This window comes from Paraburkholderia sp. WC7.3g, from assembly GCF_050436345.1.
In the GTDB taxonomy this organism is placed as follows: Bacteria; Pseudomonadota; Gammaproteobacteria; order Burkholderiales; family Burkholderiaceae; genus Paraburkholderia; species Paraburkholderia podalyriae.
Genome location: NZ_JBNDMA010000002.1, coordinates 913720 through 928261, shown reverse-complemented (window position 1 = coordinate 928261; position 14542 = coordinate 913720). Strand labels below are relative to the sequence as shown.

General features: G+C 65.0%; 12 protein-coding genes. 3 read left to right on the top strand and 9 right to left on the bottom strand.

Annotated features, from left to right (window positions below; translation table 11 throughout):
- Positions 1-6: 6 nt before the first annotated feature.
- From OKW43_RS15830 to OKW43_RS15805, 6 genes are all read right to left on the bottom strand, one after another.
- Positions 7-651 (bottom strand): ubiquinone biosynthesis accessory factor UbiJ, encoded by a 645-nt coding sequence (locus OKW43_RS15830; RefSeq protein WP_429448344.1) that lies wholly within the window; start codon positions 649-651, stop codon positions 7-9.
- Positions 652-825: 174 nt separating this feature from the next.
- Positions 826-1824 (bottom strand): Tim44 domain-containing protein, encoded by a 999-nt coding sequence (locus tag OKW43_RS15825; RefSeq protein ID WP_187633946.1) that lies wholly within the window; start codon positions 1822-1824, stop codon positions 826-828.
- Between the two features lie 37 nt (positions 1825-1861).
- Positions 1862-2593, bottom strand: coding sequence for a bifunctional demethylmenaquinone methyltransferase/2-methoxy-6-polyprenyl-1,4-benzoquinol methylase UbiE (gene ubiE, locus OKW43_RS15820; RefSeq protein WP_187633947.1), 732 nt, complete (start codon positions 2591-2593; stop codon positions 1862-1864).
- 66 nt (positions 2594-2659) lie between these two features.
- Positions 2660-3073 carry a gamma-butyrobetaine hydroxylase-like domain-containing protein gene (locus tag OKW43_RS15815; protein WP_187633948.1) on the bottom strand — a complete coding sequence of 138 codons (414 nt, stop codon included), beginning with the start codon at positions 3071-3073 and terminating at the stop codon, positions 2660-2662.
- Between the two features lie 98 nt (positions 3074-3171).
- Positions 3172-3600, bottom strand: coding sequence for an HIT family protein (locus OKW43_RS15810; protein WP_187633949.1), 429 nt, complete (start codon positions 3598-3600; stop codon positions 3172-3174).
- Between the two features lie 33 nt (positions 3601-3633).
- Positions 3634-7740 (bottom strand): DUF3683 domain-containing protein, encoded by a 4107-nt coding sequence (locus OKW43_RS15805; protein ID WP_429448341.1) that lies wholly within the window; start codon positions 7738-7740, stop codon positions 3634-3636.
- 546 nt (positions 7741-8286) lie between these two features.
- Here OKW43_RS15805 and ilvA point away from each other — a divergent pair.
- From ilvA to queF, 3 genes are read left to right on the top strand one after another with little or no spacing between them, the layout of a single operon-like run.
- Positions 8287-9810, top strand: a complete 1524-nt coding sequence (ilvA, locus tag OKW43_RS15800) for a threonine ammonia-lyase, biosynthetic (RefSeq protein WP_222945528.1) — start codon at positions 8287-8289, stop codon at positions 9808-9810.
- 23 nt (positions 9811-9833) lie between these two features.
- The gene (locus OKW43_RS15795) at positions 9834-10736 is read left to right on the top strand and encodes a 5'-nucleotidase (RefSeq protein ID WP_429448339.1); all 903 of its coding nucleotides are present in this window, start codon (positions 9834-9836) and stop codon (positions 10734-10736) included.
- Positions 10733-11557, top strand: coding sequence for an NADPH-dependent 7-cyano-7-deazaguanine reductase QueF (queF, locus tag OKW43_RS15790; RefSeq protein ID WP_187633953.1), 825 nt, complete (start codon positions 10733-10735; stop codon positions 11555-11557). Before OKW43_RS15795 ends, queF begins: the two co-directional genes overlap by 4 nt.
- A 92-nt stretch (positions 11558-11649) precedes the next feature.
- Here the strand turns inward: queF and OKW43_RS15785 are convergent, their stop codons facing one another.
- From OKW43_RS15785 to OKW43_RS15775, 3 genes are all read right to left on the bottom strand, one after another.
- Positions 11650-12036, bottom strand: coding sequence for a RidA family protein (locus OKW43_RS15785; protein ID WP_429448336.1), 387 nt, complete (start codon positions 12034-12036; stop codon positions 11650-11652).
- Positions 12037-12106: 70 nt separating this feature from the next.
- Entirely contained in the window at positions 12107-13588 is a 1482-nt protein-coding gene (locus OKW43_RS15780; protein ID WP_429448334.1) for an N-acyl-D-amino-acid deacylase family protein, read from the bottom strand.
- Positions 13589-13591: 3 nt separating this feature from the next.
- Positions 13592-14482, bottom strand: a complete 891-nt coding sequence (locus tag OKW43_RS15775) for a MurR/RpiR family transcriptional regulator (RefSeq protein WP_429448332.1) — start codon at positions 14480-14482, stop codon at positions 13592-13594.
- Positions 14483-14542: the final 60 nt, after the last annotated feature.

Sequence of the window (14542 nt, the reverse complement as noted above, 5' to 3'; positions counted from 1 at the left end):
CGGTGACTAGCGCGTGCCGCGCGACGTGGCGGCGCCGCCCGGCGCTTGCGCGCCGCGGGCTTCGACCTTCTGTTCGAGACGCTCGATGCGCTTCTCGACGCGCGCGAGCGAATCGCGTGCGCGCGCCAGCTCGAGGTTGAAGTCCGAGAGCGCGGTGCGGCGTACCAGCTGTGGATTTTCGTCGAGCAGATACTCGGCGGCGGTGTCGAGCAGGTTGCGGCCGGTGCGCTGCACCTGCTCGCCGACCGAGCGCACGAGCGACGCGATGCGCCACGCGGGACCATCACCGATCAGCTTCGCGAGATCTTCCTCCGGCTCCCAGCGCAGATGCTCGGCGAGCTTCGCGATCACGGTCGCGAACTCGGCGTCGCCCTCGATCTTCACGTGCTTCATCACCGCGGCCTGGCCACCTTGCAGGAAGGCCGGCAGTGCGTCGGACGGCACCGAGATCGTCACGTCGAACTGATGCGCATCGGCTTCGTCGAGCGTGCCGAGGTAACCGTCGGGCTGCACGAGCAGCGCGAGGACAACCGGTGGACATGACAGGTGAGCGGTCTTGCCCGCGTACGGGGCGAGGCGCTCTCGGGCCCACGATTCGCGGGCGAGCAGATGATTGACAGCAGCAGCGAAGGGCTTGGCGGCGAGGGTCATCGAAAGTGGCAAGAAAAAACCCGCGCGAGCGAGGTGCTTGCGCGGGTTCCCATTGTAGCGTCCGTTCGCTTCGCGGCCTGCTATGCCGAACGGCCTAAGCCATGCGCGAGGCCAGGAATCGCCGTGCCGCGGCCAGCGTTTTGCGAGGCAAACGCGACTCGATGCTTCGGCATGTCAGTGTTGCTCGACCTGCTGGATGCCGGCAAGCAGCCAGCCTTCGCCAGCGCGGTTCGCCTTCGACAGGTTCCATACCTCGACGAACGGCTCGGCCGCCGCGCCCGGCTCCTCGCGGATCAAACCGGAGAAGCGCACGCTCGCGAAGGACTCGTTCGCGCGCTCCTCGACGCCGAGGAGCTCGGCGTTCAGTTGCACGACATCGGTCCGGTTCGGCTGCGTGCCGCGCGACGCGAGATCGACGCGCACCTCGGCGAACATTTCCGGCGTCGTGAATTCGCGGATGTCCTCGACGTTGCCGACGTCCCACGCGGCCTGCAGGCGCACGAAGTACACCTTCGCGTTACGCAGGAACGCTTCCGAATCGAAGCCGGCCGGCACCGACGGCGTCGCGCCGACGGACGGCGTGGTCAACGGATTGCCTTGCGGCTCGAGATACGCGCCGGTGGGCGGCGCGGTGTACTGCGGCTCCTGCATATACCCGGTGCTGTTGGCGTTCAGCGACGGCGCCGTGCCCGCGTAGGCCGGCTGCGCCGCATTGCGTTTGCGGGCGATGAAGCGGCGGATGAGCCAGATCGCGACCATCGCGATCAACGCGATCACGATCACATTGGCGAACATGCCGGCGAATGCCTCGCCGAGCCCGAAATGCGACAGCAACGCGGCGATGCCAAGGCCGGCCGCAATACCGGCGATCGGCCCGAGCCAGCGATTACGGTTCGGCGCGGCGGGCGGTGTGGGCGTAGTCGCGGGCGCCGGTTGCGCGCGCTGCTGCGTGGCCTGATTGTTCTGCGCCGGCTGGGTTGGCGGGGTCGTCTGGCGCTGCTGCAGACTATTCGATTGACGGCCGAAGCTGCGACCGCCGCCCATGCGGCGCGCTTCGGCGTCGAGGGAGGCAAGGGTGCCGGCCATGAGCAGACCGACCATCGCGATCAGTCCGATTCTTCTCGCCAGCGCCCCCCTTACCTTACGAGTAGATAACACAATCGAATCGGGCATTTCGCACTTTCCTTTAAAAAACGATGGGTTAGGAAACCTAGTATTTGGTCCCCACATGTAAAGCTACCACGCCAGCTGACAAATTGTAATATTTGACGCCGTCGAGACCAGCTTGTTCCATCATCGTTTTTAGGGTTTCCTGGTCCGGATGCATGCGGATCGACTCCGCCAGATACTGGTAGCTTTCCGCGTCCTTGGCGAAGCGCTCGCCGAGCCACGGCAGCACCTTGAACGAATACAGATCGTAGACCTTCTTCAGCGGATCCCAAACCTTCGAGAATTCCAGCACGAGCAGCCGCCCGGCCGGCTTCAGCACACGACGCATTTCGGCGAGCGCGATGTCTTTATGCGTCATGTTGCGCAGCCCGAAAGCCACGGTCACGACGTCGAAGTAGTTGTCCGGAAACGGGATTTTCTCGGCATCGCAGAGCAGCGTCGGGGTAATGATGCCCTTGTCGAGCAGCCGGTCGCGGCCCACGCGCAGCATCGATTCATTGATGTCGGTATGCCAGACCTCGCCCGTCTCGCCCGCCTGTTTCGCGAACACTTTCGACAGGTCGCCGGTGCCGCCCGCGAGGTCGAGCACCTTGTAGCCCGGCCGCACGTTCGCCTGGGCGATCGTGAACACCTTCCACGCCCGGTGCAATCCGCCCGACATCAGGTCGTTCATCAAGTCGTAGTTGGCGGCCACCGAGTGGAACACCCCCGCCACTTTCTGCGCCTTGTCCTGTTCGTCGACCGATTGAAAGCCGAAGTGGGTTTTGCTCATCGCGCTCGTCCTTTCGCGTGTTCTTGAATGTTGCGCCGCTCGAGCGGCGTTCGGGGGCGAATCGTATCAGTGACAGTGCCCGTGCGCAGCAGCGGCAGGTACCATCGGCGTATCGCGGTCGATGCCGGCCGCTGCCAGTTTGGCGAGATACGCGCGCCAGAGTTCATCCTGACGCACTGCCATGTCGTACAGCAGGTCCCACGAGTAGATGCCGGTGGCGTGTCCGTCGGAGAAGGTCGGCTGCAGCGCGTAATTGCCGACGCCTTCGATCATCGTGATCGTCACGTCGCGCTTGCCGGTCTGCAGCGTTTCCTGGCCGGGCCCGTGGCCCTGCACTTCCGCCGACGGCGAATACACGCGCAGCAGCTCGAACGGCAGCCGATACGCTTCGCCGTTCGCGTACTGCAGTTCGAGCACGCGTGACTTCGAATGCACGACCACGCCGGTCGGCACCGGCGTCTCGGGAGTCAATCCGCTCATGTTGGCCTCATCAGATAACGGCGGGTGATAACGGCGGGTCGGCCGCCCCACACGCCGACGGGAGCCCGGCGGTGCGCGGCGACGGATTTCAGCGACGCTCAGCGCAGCGCCTGTTCGATTTCCTGCCGTACGGCTTCGCGCAGCAGCGTGGCTTGCGCACGGCGCGACGACAGCATCGCCTCGGACACCGTGCGCTGGCGCGGCGCCCAGATCGGCAGTGGGAAATGGGCGTCGTTCGAAAAACGCGGAATCACGTGCCAGTGCACGTGCGGCACCTGGTTGCCGAGGCTCGCGAGGTTGATCTTCGCGGGCTGCATCACGCGTCGCTGCGCACGCTCGACCGCGTACACGGCCTTCATCACGTGATCGCGCTCGTCGACCGAAAGATCCGAAAACTCGGCGACGTGGGCATTCCAGATGACCCGGCAAAAGCCCGGGTAGTCGTGTTCGTCGGCGAGGACGACGCGCAACGAGTCGTCCTGCCACAGCACATCGCCGCCGTCTTCACGGCAAAAAACGCAGTCCATCGTCGTCCTCGGCAAAAATCGTTGGTCGTGCCATTAAACCAGCACGCGCTCGATTCCGCCATTGTTCGCCCGTTGAACGTAATCCGCCATCCAGTTCTCGCCAAGCACGTGGCGTGCCATCTCGACGACAATGTAATCGGCCTCGGTACCCGCGTCTTCGTTGTAGCGAGACAGCCCTTGCAGGCACGACGGGCAGCTCGTGAGGATCTTCACGTCGGTCGCGCCCGCGTTCCCGTGATTGGGCTGCGGACCGTCGCCGGCCTTCAGCACGGAACCGTTCGGCGCGCCCGCGGCGCCGGCCGACGCATTCGCCGGATTGATCGCGTTCGCGCCCGCTTCCGCGAGGAGTGGGATGCCGCGCAGCTTCGCCGCGCCCTTGCGGATTTCTTCTTCCTTGCGGAAGCGCACCTGGGTCGAGATGTCGGGACGCGTGACCGCGAGCGTGCCCGATTCGCCGCAGCAGCGGTCGTTCTTCTCGATCTTGTAGCCGTCCTGCTCCGAACCCATCAGCTGATTGACGAGCTTGACCGGGTCCATCGTCTTGATCGGCGAATGACACGGGTCGTGGTACATGTAGCGTACGCCGTTCACGCCATCGAGCTTGATGCCTTTTTCCAGCAGATACTCGTGGATGTCGATGATCCGGCAGCCCGGGAAGATCTTTTCGAATTCGTAACCGGCGAGCTGGTCGTAGCACGTGCCGCACGACACCACCACCGTCTTGATGTCGAGGTAGTTCAGCGTATTGGCGACGCGGTGGAACAGCACGCGGTTGTCGGTGACGATCTGCTCGGCTTTGTCGTACTGGCCCGAGCCGCGCTGCGGATAGCCACAGCACAGGTAGCCCGGCGGCAGCACGGTCTGCACGCCCGCCTCCCACAGCATTGCCTGGGTCGCGAGACCAACCTGCGAGAACAGCCGCTCGGAGCCGCAGCCCGGGAAGTAGAACACCGCTTCGGTGTCGGCGGTGGTCGTCTTCGGATTGCGGATGATCGGGACGATCTTATTGTCCTCGATATCGAGCAACGCGCGCGCGGTCTTCTTCGGCAGGTTGCCCGGCATCTTCTTGTTCATGAAGTGGATCACCTGCTGCGTGATCACCGGCTTGCCGACCGTGGCGGGCGGATGCGCGGTCTGCTTCTTCGCGAACTTCTTCAGCACTTCATTGCCGAGGCGCTGCGCCTTGTAGCCGACGCCCATCATCGCGGTGCGCGCGAGGTTGATGGTCTGCGGATTCGTCGCGTTCAGGAAGAACATGCCCGCCGCGTTGCCCGGGTTGAACTTCTTCTTGCCCATTTTGCGCAGCAGGTTGCGCATGTTCATCGACACGTCGCCGAAGTCAATCTTCACCGGGCACGGTGTCACGCACTTGTGGCACACGGTGCAGTGATCGGCGACGTCGTTGAATTCGTCCCAGTGCTTGATCGACACGCCGCGGCGCGTCTGCTCTTCGTACAGGAACGCCTCGACCAGCAACGACGTAGCGAGAATCTTGTTGCGCGGGCTGTACAGCAGGTTCGCGCGCGGCACGTGCGTCGCGCAGACGGGCTTGCACTTGCCGCAGCGCAGGCAGTCCTTGATCGACTCGGAAATCGCGCCGATATCGGACTGCTGCATGATCAGCGATTCGTAGCCCATCAGGCCGAAGCTCGGCGTGTACGCGTTGCGCAGGTCCGCGCCTTCGAGCAGCTTGCCCGCGTTGAAGCGGCCATGCGGATCGACGCGCTGCTTGTACTTGCGGAATTCGCCGATCTCGTCGTCGGTCAGGAATTCGAGCTTCGTGATGCCGATGCCGTGCTCGCCGGAGATCACGCCGTCGAGCGAACGCGCGAGCTTCATGATGCGCGCGACCGCCGTGTGCGCGTCCTGCAGCATCTCGTAGTTGTCGGAGTTGACCGGCAGGTTCGTGTGGACGTTGCCGTCGCCCGCGTGCATGTGCAGCGCGACGAACACGCGGCCACGCAGCACCTGCTTGTGGATCGCCTGGGCTTCGTCGAGGATCGGCTCGAACTCGCCGCCGTTGAAAATCTGCCGCAATTCGGCGCGGATTTCCTGCTTCCACGACACGCGAATCGTGCGGTCCTGCGCAAGGTGGAACACGGTTGCGTCGGGTTGCGCGTCGACGCGATCGGCGAACTTTTCGGCGAGCGATTCGTAGCCGAGGCCGACCAGATAGTGCTGCGCCTCGCGCAGCGACAGGTCGAGCTTGTCGCGCACGAATTGCCAGCGCGTGCGCACACGCGCGAGTAGATCGAGCGCCTGCTGCACGCGGTCTTCGAGCAGCTCGGCGCTCGGGATTTCGTTCGCGTCGTCGCTCTTGCCGAGCGGCAGCTTGCCGCCCTTGAAGAACACTTCGAGCGCGTCGACCAGTTGCAGCTTGTTCTTCAGCGACAGCTCGATATTGATGCGCTCGATGCCGTCCGTGTACTCGCCCATGCGGTCGAGCGGAATCACGACGTCTTCGTTGATCTTGAACGCGTTGGTGTGCTTGGCGATCGCGGCGGTGCGGCTGCGGTCGAGCCAGAAGCGCTTGCGGGCCTCGGCGCTGACGGCGACGAAACCTTCGCCGCTCTTGCCGTTGGCCATGCGCACGACTTCCGACGTGGCCTGCGCGACCGCGTCCGCATCGTTACCGACGATATCGCCGATCAGCACCATCTTCGGGAACGCGTTGCGTTTGCTCTTCGTCGCATAGCCGACCGCGCGCAGATAGCGCTCGTCCAGATGCTCGAGACCCGCGAGAATCGCGCCGCCCTGGCGCGATGTCTCGAACAGGTAGTCCTTGATTTCGACGATGCTCGGAATCGCCTCGCGAGCCTGGCCGAAAAACTCGAGACAGACGGTGCGCGTATGCGCGGGCATCTTGTGCAGCACCCAGCGCGCCGACGTGATGAGCCCGTCGCAGCCTTCCTTCTGCACGCCCGGCAGACCGGCCAGGAATTTGTCGGTGACGTCCTTGCCGAGGCCTTCCTTGCGGAACACACGGCCCTTGATGTCCAGCGCTTCGGTGCGCAGCAGCTTCTCGCCCGGCGCGTAGTCCCCGTCGAACCACTTGAGCTCGAAACGCGCGACGTCTATGTCGTGGATCTTGCCCATGTTGTGCGCGAGACGCGTGACTTCGAGCCAGTTCCCTTCCGGATCGACCATGCGCCACCACGCGAGGTTGTCGAGCGCCGTGCCCCACAGCACCGCCTTCTTGCCGCCCGCGTTCATCGCGACGTTGCCGCCGACGCAGGACGCGTCGAGCGAGGTCGGGTCGACCGCGAACACGAAGCCGGCCTGCTCGGCCGCCTCGGTCACGCGCCGCGTGACGACGCCCGCGCCCGAGAAGATCGTCGCCACCTTGCGATCGACGCCCGGCAGTTGGGTCATTTCGACAGGGCCGAGCTGTTCGAGCTTTTCGGTGTTGATGACGGCCGAGAACGGCGTGAGCGGCACCGCGCCGCCCGTGTAGCCCGTGCCGCCCCCGCGCGGAATCACGGTCAGGCCAAGTTCGAAGCAGGCCTTGATCATGCCGGCGATCTCGGCTTCGGAGTCCGGCGTCAACACGACGAACGGGTATTCGACGCGCCAGTCGGTCGCGTCGGTCACGTGCGAGACGCGCGACAGGCCGTCGAACTTGATGTTGTCTTTCTGCGTGACCTTGCCGAGCACGCGCGTGGAACGGCGGCGCAGGTCGTAGGTCTGCTGGAATTCGCTGGCGAACTCGTCGATCGCGCGGCGCGCGGCCTGCACCAGCTTTTCGACGCGCGCGGCGCGATCGACGCCAGCTTCGTCGCCGTGTTCGCGCAGATCGGCGCGACGGCGCTTCTCGATTTCGGCGAGGCGGTGATTGAGCGCCTCGATCAGCAGCGCGCGGCGCTTCGGGTTGTCGAGCAGATCATCTTGCAGATACGGATTGCGACGCACGACCCAGATGTCGCCGAGCACTTCGTACAGCATCCGCGCCGAGCGGCCGGTGCGGCGTTCGGCGCGCAGTTCGGCGAGCGCGTCCCACGCGTCGTTGCCGAGCAGCCGGATGACGATTTCGCGGTCGGAGAACGACGTGTAGTTGTAGGGAATTTCGCGCAGACGCGCTTCGGGATCGGCGGCCACCGCAGCAGTGGCGCCGTGCGGATCGAAAACTTGAGGTGCGTTCATGTTTGGACGACTCGGTAGGTCAGCCTGACGCGCTCGTCACGAGGCGTCGGCCGACAGTGCGCGTGGGGCGCAATGCTTGAAATCTTCTAGGGCTTCCAGGGGAGCGAACACGACCGGCGGCCAACTCACGGCGGTCGCTTCGCGGCACTCAGAGACAGCTACACGATCGCGCGTGGCGGACATGCCGCTCCGCCGCGGGGCACGATTCGCGCGGGACCGGCATCAAATGGGCGATCCGAGGCTGCCAGTGCATCTTCCGATCCTTATTCCAAAATGGAATTCTACCGCATCATTCCACCACGCGTTGACGGCGGGAAGCGGGGCGGCGGCGGCGATTCGGGGGTTTTGGCGGGGGAATCCGGCGACGATTCGCATGCCGCCTGATTGACCGTCCGGACGGTTTGGTCAACTGCGATCACGCGGTTCCGAAATGCCCGGGTCAGCGGCGCGGCATCCTTCCCCGCCGTGCGCGGAACGGCCAGAGCGGGCACCGTTGGCGCTATCATTGACGCTTTCCCGTCTTACACAGCGCACCGCGCCACCCGCATGGCTTCCCACGACTACCTGAAAAAGACCCTGACCGCGCGCGTCTACGACGTGGCGCGCGAGACCGAACTCGAACGCGCGCCGAACCTGTCGGCACGCCTGCGCAACCCGGTCTATCTGAAGCGCGAGGACAACCAGCCGGTGTTCTCGTTCAAGCTGCGCGGCGCGTACAACAAGATGGCGCATATTCCGGCCGAGGCGCTCGGACGCGGCGTGATCACCGCGTCGGCGGGCAATCATGCGCAGGGCGTGGCGTTATCGGCGGCACGCATGGGCGTGAAGGCGATCATCGTCGTGCCGGTGACGACGCCGCAGCTCAAGCTCGACGCGATCCGCACGCATGGCGGGCCGACCGTCGAGATCGTGCAGTTTGGCGAATCGTATAGCGATGCCTACGGCCATGCGGTCAAGCTGCAGGAAGAACGCGGCCTGAGCTTCGTGCATCCGTTCGATGATCCGTACGTGATCGCGGGCCAGGGCACCGTCGCGATGGAAATCCTGAGCCAGCACCAGGGGCCGATTCACGCGATCTTCGTGCCGATTGGCGGCGGCGGTCTCGCGGCCGGTGTCGCCGCGTACGTCAAATCGGTGCGCCCCGAGATCAAGGTGATCGGCGTGCAGACCGATGATTCATGCGCGATGGCCGCGTCGTTGAAGGCAGGTGAGCGCGTGACCTTGAATGAAGTCGGTCTGTTCTCCGACGGCACCGCAGTGAAGCTCGTCGGCGAAGAAACCTTCCGCCTGTGCCGCGAATATCTGGACGAAGTGCTGCTCGTGAACACGGATGCGCTGTGCGCCGCGATCAAGGACGTGTTCCAGGACACCCGCAGCGTGCTCGAACCGGCCGGCTCACTCGCGGTGGCCGGCGCGAAGCAGTACGCCGAACGCGAAGGCATCGAGAACCAGACGCTGATCGCGATCACGTCGGGCGCGAACATGAACTTCGACCGCATGCGCTTCGTCGCCGAACGCGCGGAAGTGGGTGAAGCGCGCGAAGCGGTATTCGCGGTGACGATCCCCGAAGAGCGCGGCAGCTTCAGGCGCTTCTGCGAGCTGGTCGGCACGCGCAGCGTCACCGAATTCAACTACCGGATCGCCGACGCGAACTCGGCGCATATTTTCGTCGGCGTGCAGATCCGCAATCGCAGCGAGTCGGCGCAGATCGCCGGCGCATTCGAAGCGCACGGCTTCGCGACCGTCGACCTGACCTTCGACGAACTGTCGAAGCAGCACATCCGCTACATGGTCGGCGGCCGCTCGCCGCTCGCGCGCGATGAGCGTCTGTTCCGCTTCGAGTTTCCCGAGCGTCCGGGCGCGCTGATGAAATTCCTGTCGTCGATGGCGCCGAACTGGAACATCAGCCTGTTCCACTACCGCAACCAGGGCGCGGACTACAGCTCGATTCTGGTCGGCATTCAGGTGCCCGAAAGCGACCACCACGCGTTCGAGCGCTTCATCGAAACGCTCGGCTATCCGTGCTGGGAAGAGACGAAAAATCCTGTCTATCGCCTCTTCCTCGCGTGATCTCTTCGGACCGGAATGCACCGATGGCGCTTTCGCTTGTCGACAAACTGGTGGTCGCAATCTCGTCGCGCGCGCTGTTCGACTTCGAGGAAGAAAACTGCGTCTTCGAGGCGGGCGACCTGAAGGCCTACGAAGCATTGCAGCGTGAGCGCCTGAACGTGCCCGCGAAACCGGGCGTCGCGTTTGCGCTGATCCGCAAACTGCTCGCGCTGAACGCCCGCGATCATCGCGTCGAAGTGGTGATCCTGTCGCGCAGCGATCCGATCAGCGGTCTGCGCGCGTTTCATTCCTGCCGCGAACACGGGCTCGCGATCGAGCGCGGCGTGTTCACGCGCGGCCGCGCGCCATTCGGTTATCTGAAGCCGCTGAACGCGTCGCTGTTTCTGTCGGCGAATCAGCAGGACGTGCGCGATGCGCTCGCCGCTGGCTTCCCGTCCGCACGTGTATTGCCGGAATCGGCGAAAATGGCGAGCAAGTACCCGGACGAAATCCGCATTGCGTTCGACGGCGACGCGGTCTTGTTTTCCGACGAAGCGGAACGCATCTTCCAGACTGACGGCCTGCGCGCCTTCGTCGGTCACGAGATCGACAACAAGCATCTGCCGCTCGCGGACGGTCCGCTCAAGCCGCTGCTCGAAGCATTGCACCGGCTGCAAAAACTCGCGGACGCGGCCGCGCCGATGCGCATTCGCACGGCGCTGGTCACGGCGCGCTCGGCCCCCGCGCACGAGCGCGCGATCCGCACGCTGATGGCATGGAACATCGAAATCGACGAAGCGATGTTCCTCGGCGGCCTCGACAAAAGCGCATTTCTGCGCGAGTTCGAGCCCGACTTTTTCTTCGACGACCAGATCGGCCACTGCGAATCGGCCCGCGTCGTAACGGCGACCGGGCACGTGCTGAGTGGCATCGTGAACGCATCATGACACCCGAACAATCCCCGCTCGGCAAGTCCTCGACTTACACCGAACAATACGATCCGACGCTGCTGTTTCCGATCGCGCGCAGCCATGCCCGCGAGGCGATCGGCATCAGCGCGCGACTGCCGTTTTTCGGCACCGACATCTGGAACGCCTACGAGCTGTCGTGGCTGAACGCGCGCGGCAAGCCGCAGATCGCGGTCGCGACGTTCTTCGTGCCGGCCGACTCGCCGAACATCGTCGAGTCGAAATCGTTCAAGCTGTATCTGGGCTCGTTCGCGCAGACTGCGTTCGACTCGGCCGAGAGCGTGCGCGACACGATCAAGCGCGACGTGTCCGCGTCGTGCGGCGCGACGGTGTCGGCACATCTGAGCACGCCGCACGAATTCGGCAGGCTGAAAATGGAAGAATTCGACGGCCTGTCGCTCGACCGGCTGGAACTCGAGGCGAGCGTCTATCAGCCGGACGCGTCGCTGCTCAGCGCGGCGCACGACGAAGCGCCGGTCGAGGAAACGCTGTTCTCGAACCTGCTGAAGTCGAACTGCCCGGTGACCGGTCAGCCGGACTGGGGCAGCGTGCAGATCCACTACGCCGGGCCGCAGATCGATCACGCGGGCCTGTTGCGCTACATCATTTCGTATCGCAATCACACCGGCTTTCACGAGCAATGCGTCGAGCGGATCTTCGTCGACCTCATGAAGATGTGCAAACCGCTGAAGCTCGCGGTGTACGCGCGCTACACGCGCCGTGGCGGGCTCGACATCAACCCATTCCGCACCAACTACAACTTGCCGATGCCGGACAACATGCGGCTTGCGCGGCAGTAACTGGAACACAAATAACAGCGGTAAACGCGACGAGGGCACCGCAGGCCATCACGGCCTGCAGCGCCCTCGTCGCATGAAAGCCATCAAAGCGATCAGACCGCCGGCTTCTTATAAGCGACGCAGTCCACCTCGACCTTGCAGTCGATCACCATCGACGACACCACGCACGCGCGCGCCGGCGGATTCTCGCCAAAATACTCGCGAAATACCTTGTTGAACGACGCGAAGTCGCGCGCATCGTCGAGCCACACGCCGCAGCGCACGACGTGCTCGGCGCCATAGCCGGCTTCCTTCAGGATCGCGAACACGTTCTGGATCGCCTTGCGCGATTGCTCGACGATGCCGCCGTTGATCACTTCGCCGTTTTCCATCGGCGTCTGGCCCGACACGAACAGCCAGCCGTCCGCTTCGACCGCACGCGCGAACGGCATAACCTGACCGCCCGTTCCCTTTCCGCCTTCCACGCCATATCGCTTCATCGTCACACTCCTTAAAAAGTCGGGTACGCGCGGCGCCCTCGCCGCGCGTACCACCATCAATCGATAAAAATTAGAACGCGCCCTGCGCATCGCCCTTCGACGGCGCGCCGCGCGAGACGAACCGGCCAGCCCGCTCGCCCGTCACCGCGCCGTCGCGATACGACAGCACGCCGTTGACCCACACCGCGTCGATGCCGGCAGCGGGCTGCTGCGGCTTGTCGAACGTCGCCATGTCGTGGACTTTCGCCGGATCGAACAGCACGAGGTCGGCGTGATAGCCGATATGCACTTCGCCGCGTTGAGCGAGTCCGAAGCGGCGCGCGGACAGGCTCGTCATCTTGCGCACCGCTTCCTCGAGCGGCAGCAAAGCGGCATCGCGCGCATAGTGGCCGAGCACGCGCGGAAACGCGCCCCACAGCCGCGGATGCGGCAGCGGATCGTTCGGCAGGCCGTCCGAGCCGACCATCGTCGCCGGATGCGACAGGATGCGTCGCACATCGTCTTCGGACATGTTGTGATAGACCGCGCCGGCCGGCTGCAGGCGCTTGCCCGCCTCCTGCTGCGAGACGCCCCATGCGGCCGCGACTTCCTTGATCAGCTTGCCCGCCATCTCCGGATGCGGCTCGGACCACGTGATCGTGATGTCGATGTCGCCCGTCACCTGCTTCAGATCGAGTGTCGACGAACTGCGGTTATACGGATAGCAGTCGCAACCGACCGGCTGCGCGCCGCGTGCGCCTTCGAGCGACTTCAGCACCTCGACACTTCGCCCCCAATTCGACGGCCCCGCGCACTTCAGATGCGAGATCACGACCGGTACGCGCGCATGACGGCCGACGCGATAGGCCTCGTCCATCGCGTCGAGAATCGCGTCGAACTCGGTGCGCATGTGGGTCGTGTACAGCGCGCCCGCGACGGCGAGCGGCTCGGCGAGCGCCATCACTTCCTCGGTCGGCGCGGCGAACGCCGAACCGTATGCGAGCCCTGAGCTGAGACCGAGCGCGCCGTGCGCGAGCGCTTCCTCGAGCTGCGCGCACATGCCTTCGATTTCCTTTGCAGTCGCCGCGCGATCGAGCCGGTCCATCTGGTTATTGCGCAACGCCGTGTGCCCGATCAGCGCGCCGACGTTCACCGCCGGCCGTGCGGCGTCCACCGCGTTCACATAGTCGGCGAAGGTCGGGTACTGGAACACGTCGCGCTCGCCGAGCAGGTTCATCGGATCGGGCGGATCGCCCTTCAGCGATACCGGCGACGCGCTGATCCCGCAATTGCCGACGATCACCGTCGTCACGCCCTGGGTGATCTTCGGCAGCATCTGCGGCGAGCGGATCACGTGCGTATCGTCGTGCGTGTGTACGTCGATGAAGCCAGGCGCAAGCGCGCGCCCCTCGGCCTCGATCACCTCTTCGGCGAGCCAGTTCGACAGATTGCCGATCGCGGCGATGCGCCCGTCGCGAATCGCCACGTCGCGCTCGACGGGCGGCGCGCCGGTGCCGTCGTACAGTTGCGCGCCGACGATCAGCGTGTCGGCGGCTTCGGGATGCGAGTGCATGGATCAATCTCCTAACGGTTGTCGATCGCCGCCGCCGCGGTGCGCGTCGAGCGCGTGCTTCATGCGGCGCAGCAATTCGCGGCTCTCGTCGCCCTGACTGACGGCAAGTTCGGTGACGAGCACATCGAGCGCCATCATCAGCGCGTAACGGGATGACGACGGCTTGTAAATGAAATCGGTTTCGAACGCGACGATCGGGATCAGCCAGTCGGCGAGCTTCGCCAGGGGCGACGCGGGCGCGGTCAGCGCGACCACCGTCGCGCCGTAGCTGCGCGCGATCTCGCAGTTCTCGACCATCTCGGGCACACGGCCGGTGGCGGACAGCGCGATCACCACGCACTCGCGCGACACCGTGCTCGCCACCATGCGCTGCAACAGCCCGTCCTGATAGGTCGCGACCGGGCGGCCGAGGCGCACGAGCCGAAAGCGCATTTCGTCGGCGAGCGCGGTCGAGCCGCCGCCCATGCCGAACACGTAGATCATGCGCGCATTGCGCAGCGCGGTCGCCGCTTCGGCGAGCGGCGCCGCGCGCAGTAGCTGATGGTTGTGCGCGAGCGCCGTTTGCAGCTCGTCGAACACGCGCGTGGCGATCGGCTCGGGTGCGTCGCTTGCGGTGTCGCGATCGAAAAACCGCTGACCGACCGCGGCCGCCTGCGCGAGCCTCAGCTTCAGTTCGCGCACGTCGCGGCAGCCGACCGCCTTCGCGAAGCGCGTGACGGTCGCGATGCTGACCTCGGCCTGCTGCGCGAGCGCGCCGATGCTCGCGCGCGACGCGCCGGTGAGATCGTCGAGTATCAGCGCGGCGACTTTGCGTTCGGCCGAGCGCAACTCCGGCGCGCATTCGGCGATGCGCGCGACGATGTCGAAAGCGAGCGGTTCGGCGCTACTGTTCATGGCAGGCGGTAGGGTTCGCGGCACGGCTTTCGCGGCCCTTTCCGGCAGCCTTCGAAACCC

Excerpts from the sequence above, each read along its gene's own strand:
- OKW43_RS15825 (WP_187633946.1), bottom strand. The coding sequence starts at position 1,824 with ATGCCCGATTCGATTGTGTTATCTACTCGTAAGGTAAGGGGGGCGCTG.
- OKW43_RS15830 (WP_429448344.1), bottom strand. The coding sequence starts at position 651 with ATGACCCTCGCCGCCAAGCCCTTCGCTGCTGCTGTCAATCATCTGCTC.
- OKW43_RS15795 (WP_429448339.1), top strand. The coding sequence starts at position 9,834 with ATGGCGCTTTCGCTTGTCGACAAACTGGTGGTCGCAATCTCGTCGCGC.
- OKW43_RS15775 (WP_429448332.1), bottom strand. The coding sequence starts at position 14,482 with ATGAACAGTAGCGCCGAACCGCTCGCTTTCGACATCGTCGCGCGCATC.
- ubiE (WP_187633947.1), bottom strand. The coding sequence starts at position 2,593 with ATGAGCAAAACCCACTTCGGCTTTCAATCGGTCGACGAACAGGACAAG.
- queF (WP_187633953.1), top strand. The coding sequence starts at position 10,733 with ATGACACCCGAACAATCCCCGCTCGGCAAGTCCTCGACTTACACCGAA.
- ilvA (WP_222945528.1), top strand. The coding sequence starts at position 8,287 with ATGGCTTCCCACGACTACCTGAAAAAGACCCTGACCGCGCGCGTCTAC.
- OKW43_RS15805 (WP_429448341.1), bottom strand. The coding sequence starts at position 7,740 with ATGAACGCACCTCAAGTTTTCGATCCGCACGGCGCCACTGCTGCGGTG.
- OKW43_RS15815 (WP_187633948.1), bottom strand. The coding sequence starts at position 3,073 with ATGAGCGGATTGACTCCCGAGACGCCGGTGCCGACCGGCGTGGTCGTG.
- OKW43_RS15810 (WP_187633949.1), bottom strand. The coding sequence starts at position 3,600 with ATGGACTGCGTTTTTTGCCGTGAAGACGGCGGCGATGTGCTGTGGCAG.
- OKW43_RS15785 (WP_429448336.1), bottom strand. The coding sequence starts at position 12,036 with ATGAAGCGATATGGCGTGGAAGGCGGAAAGGGAACGGGCGGTCAGGTT.
- OKW43_RS15780 (WP_429448334.1), bottom strand. The coding sequence starts at position 13,588 with ATGCACTCGCATCCCGAAGCCGCCGACACGCTGATCGTCGGCGCGCAA.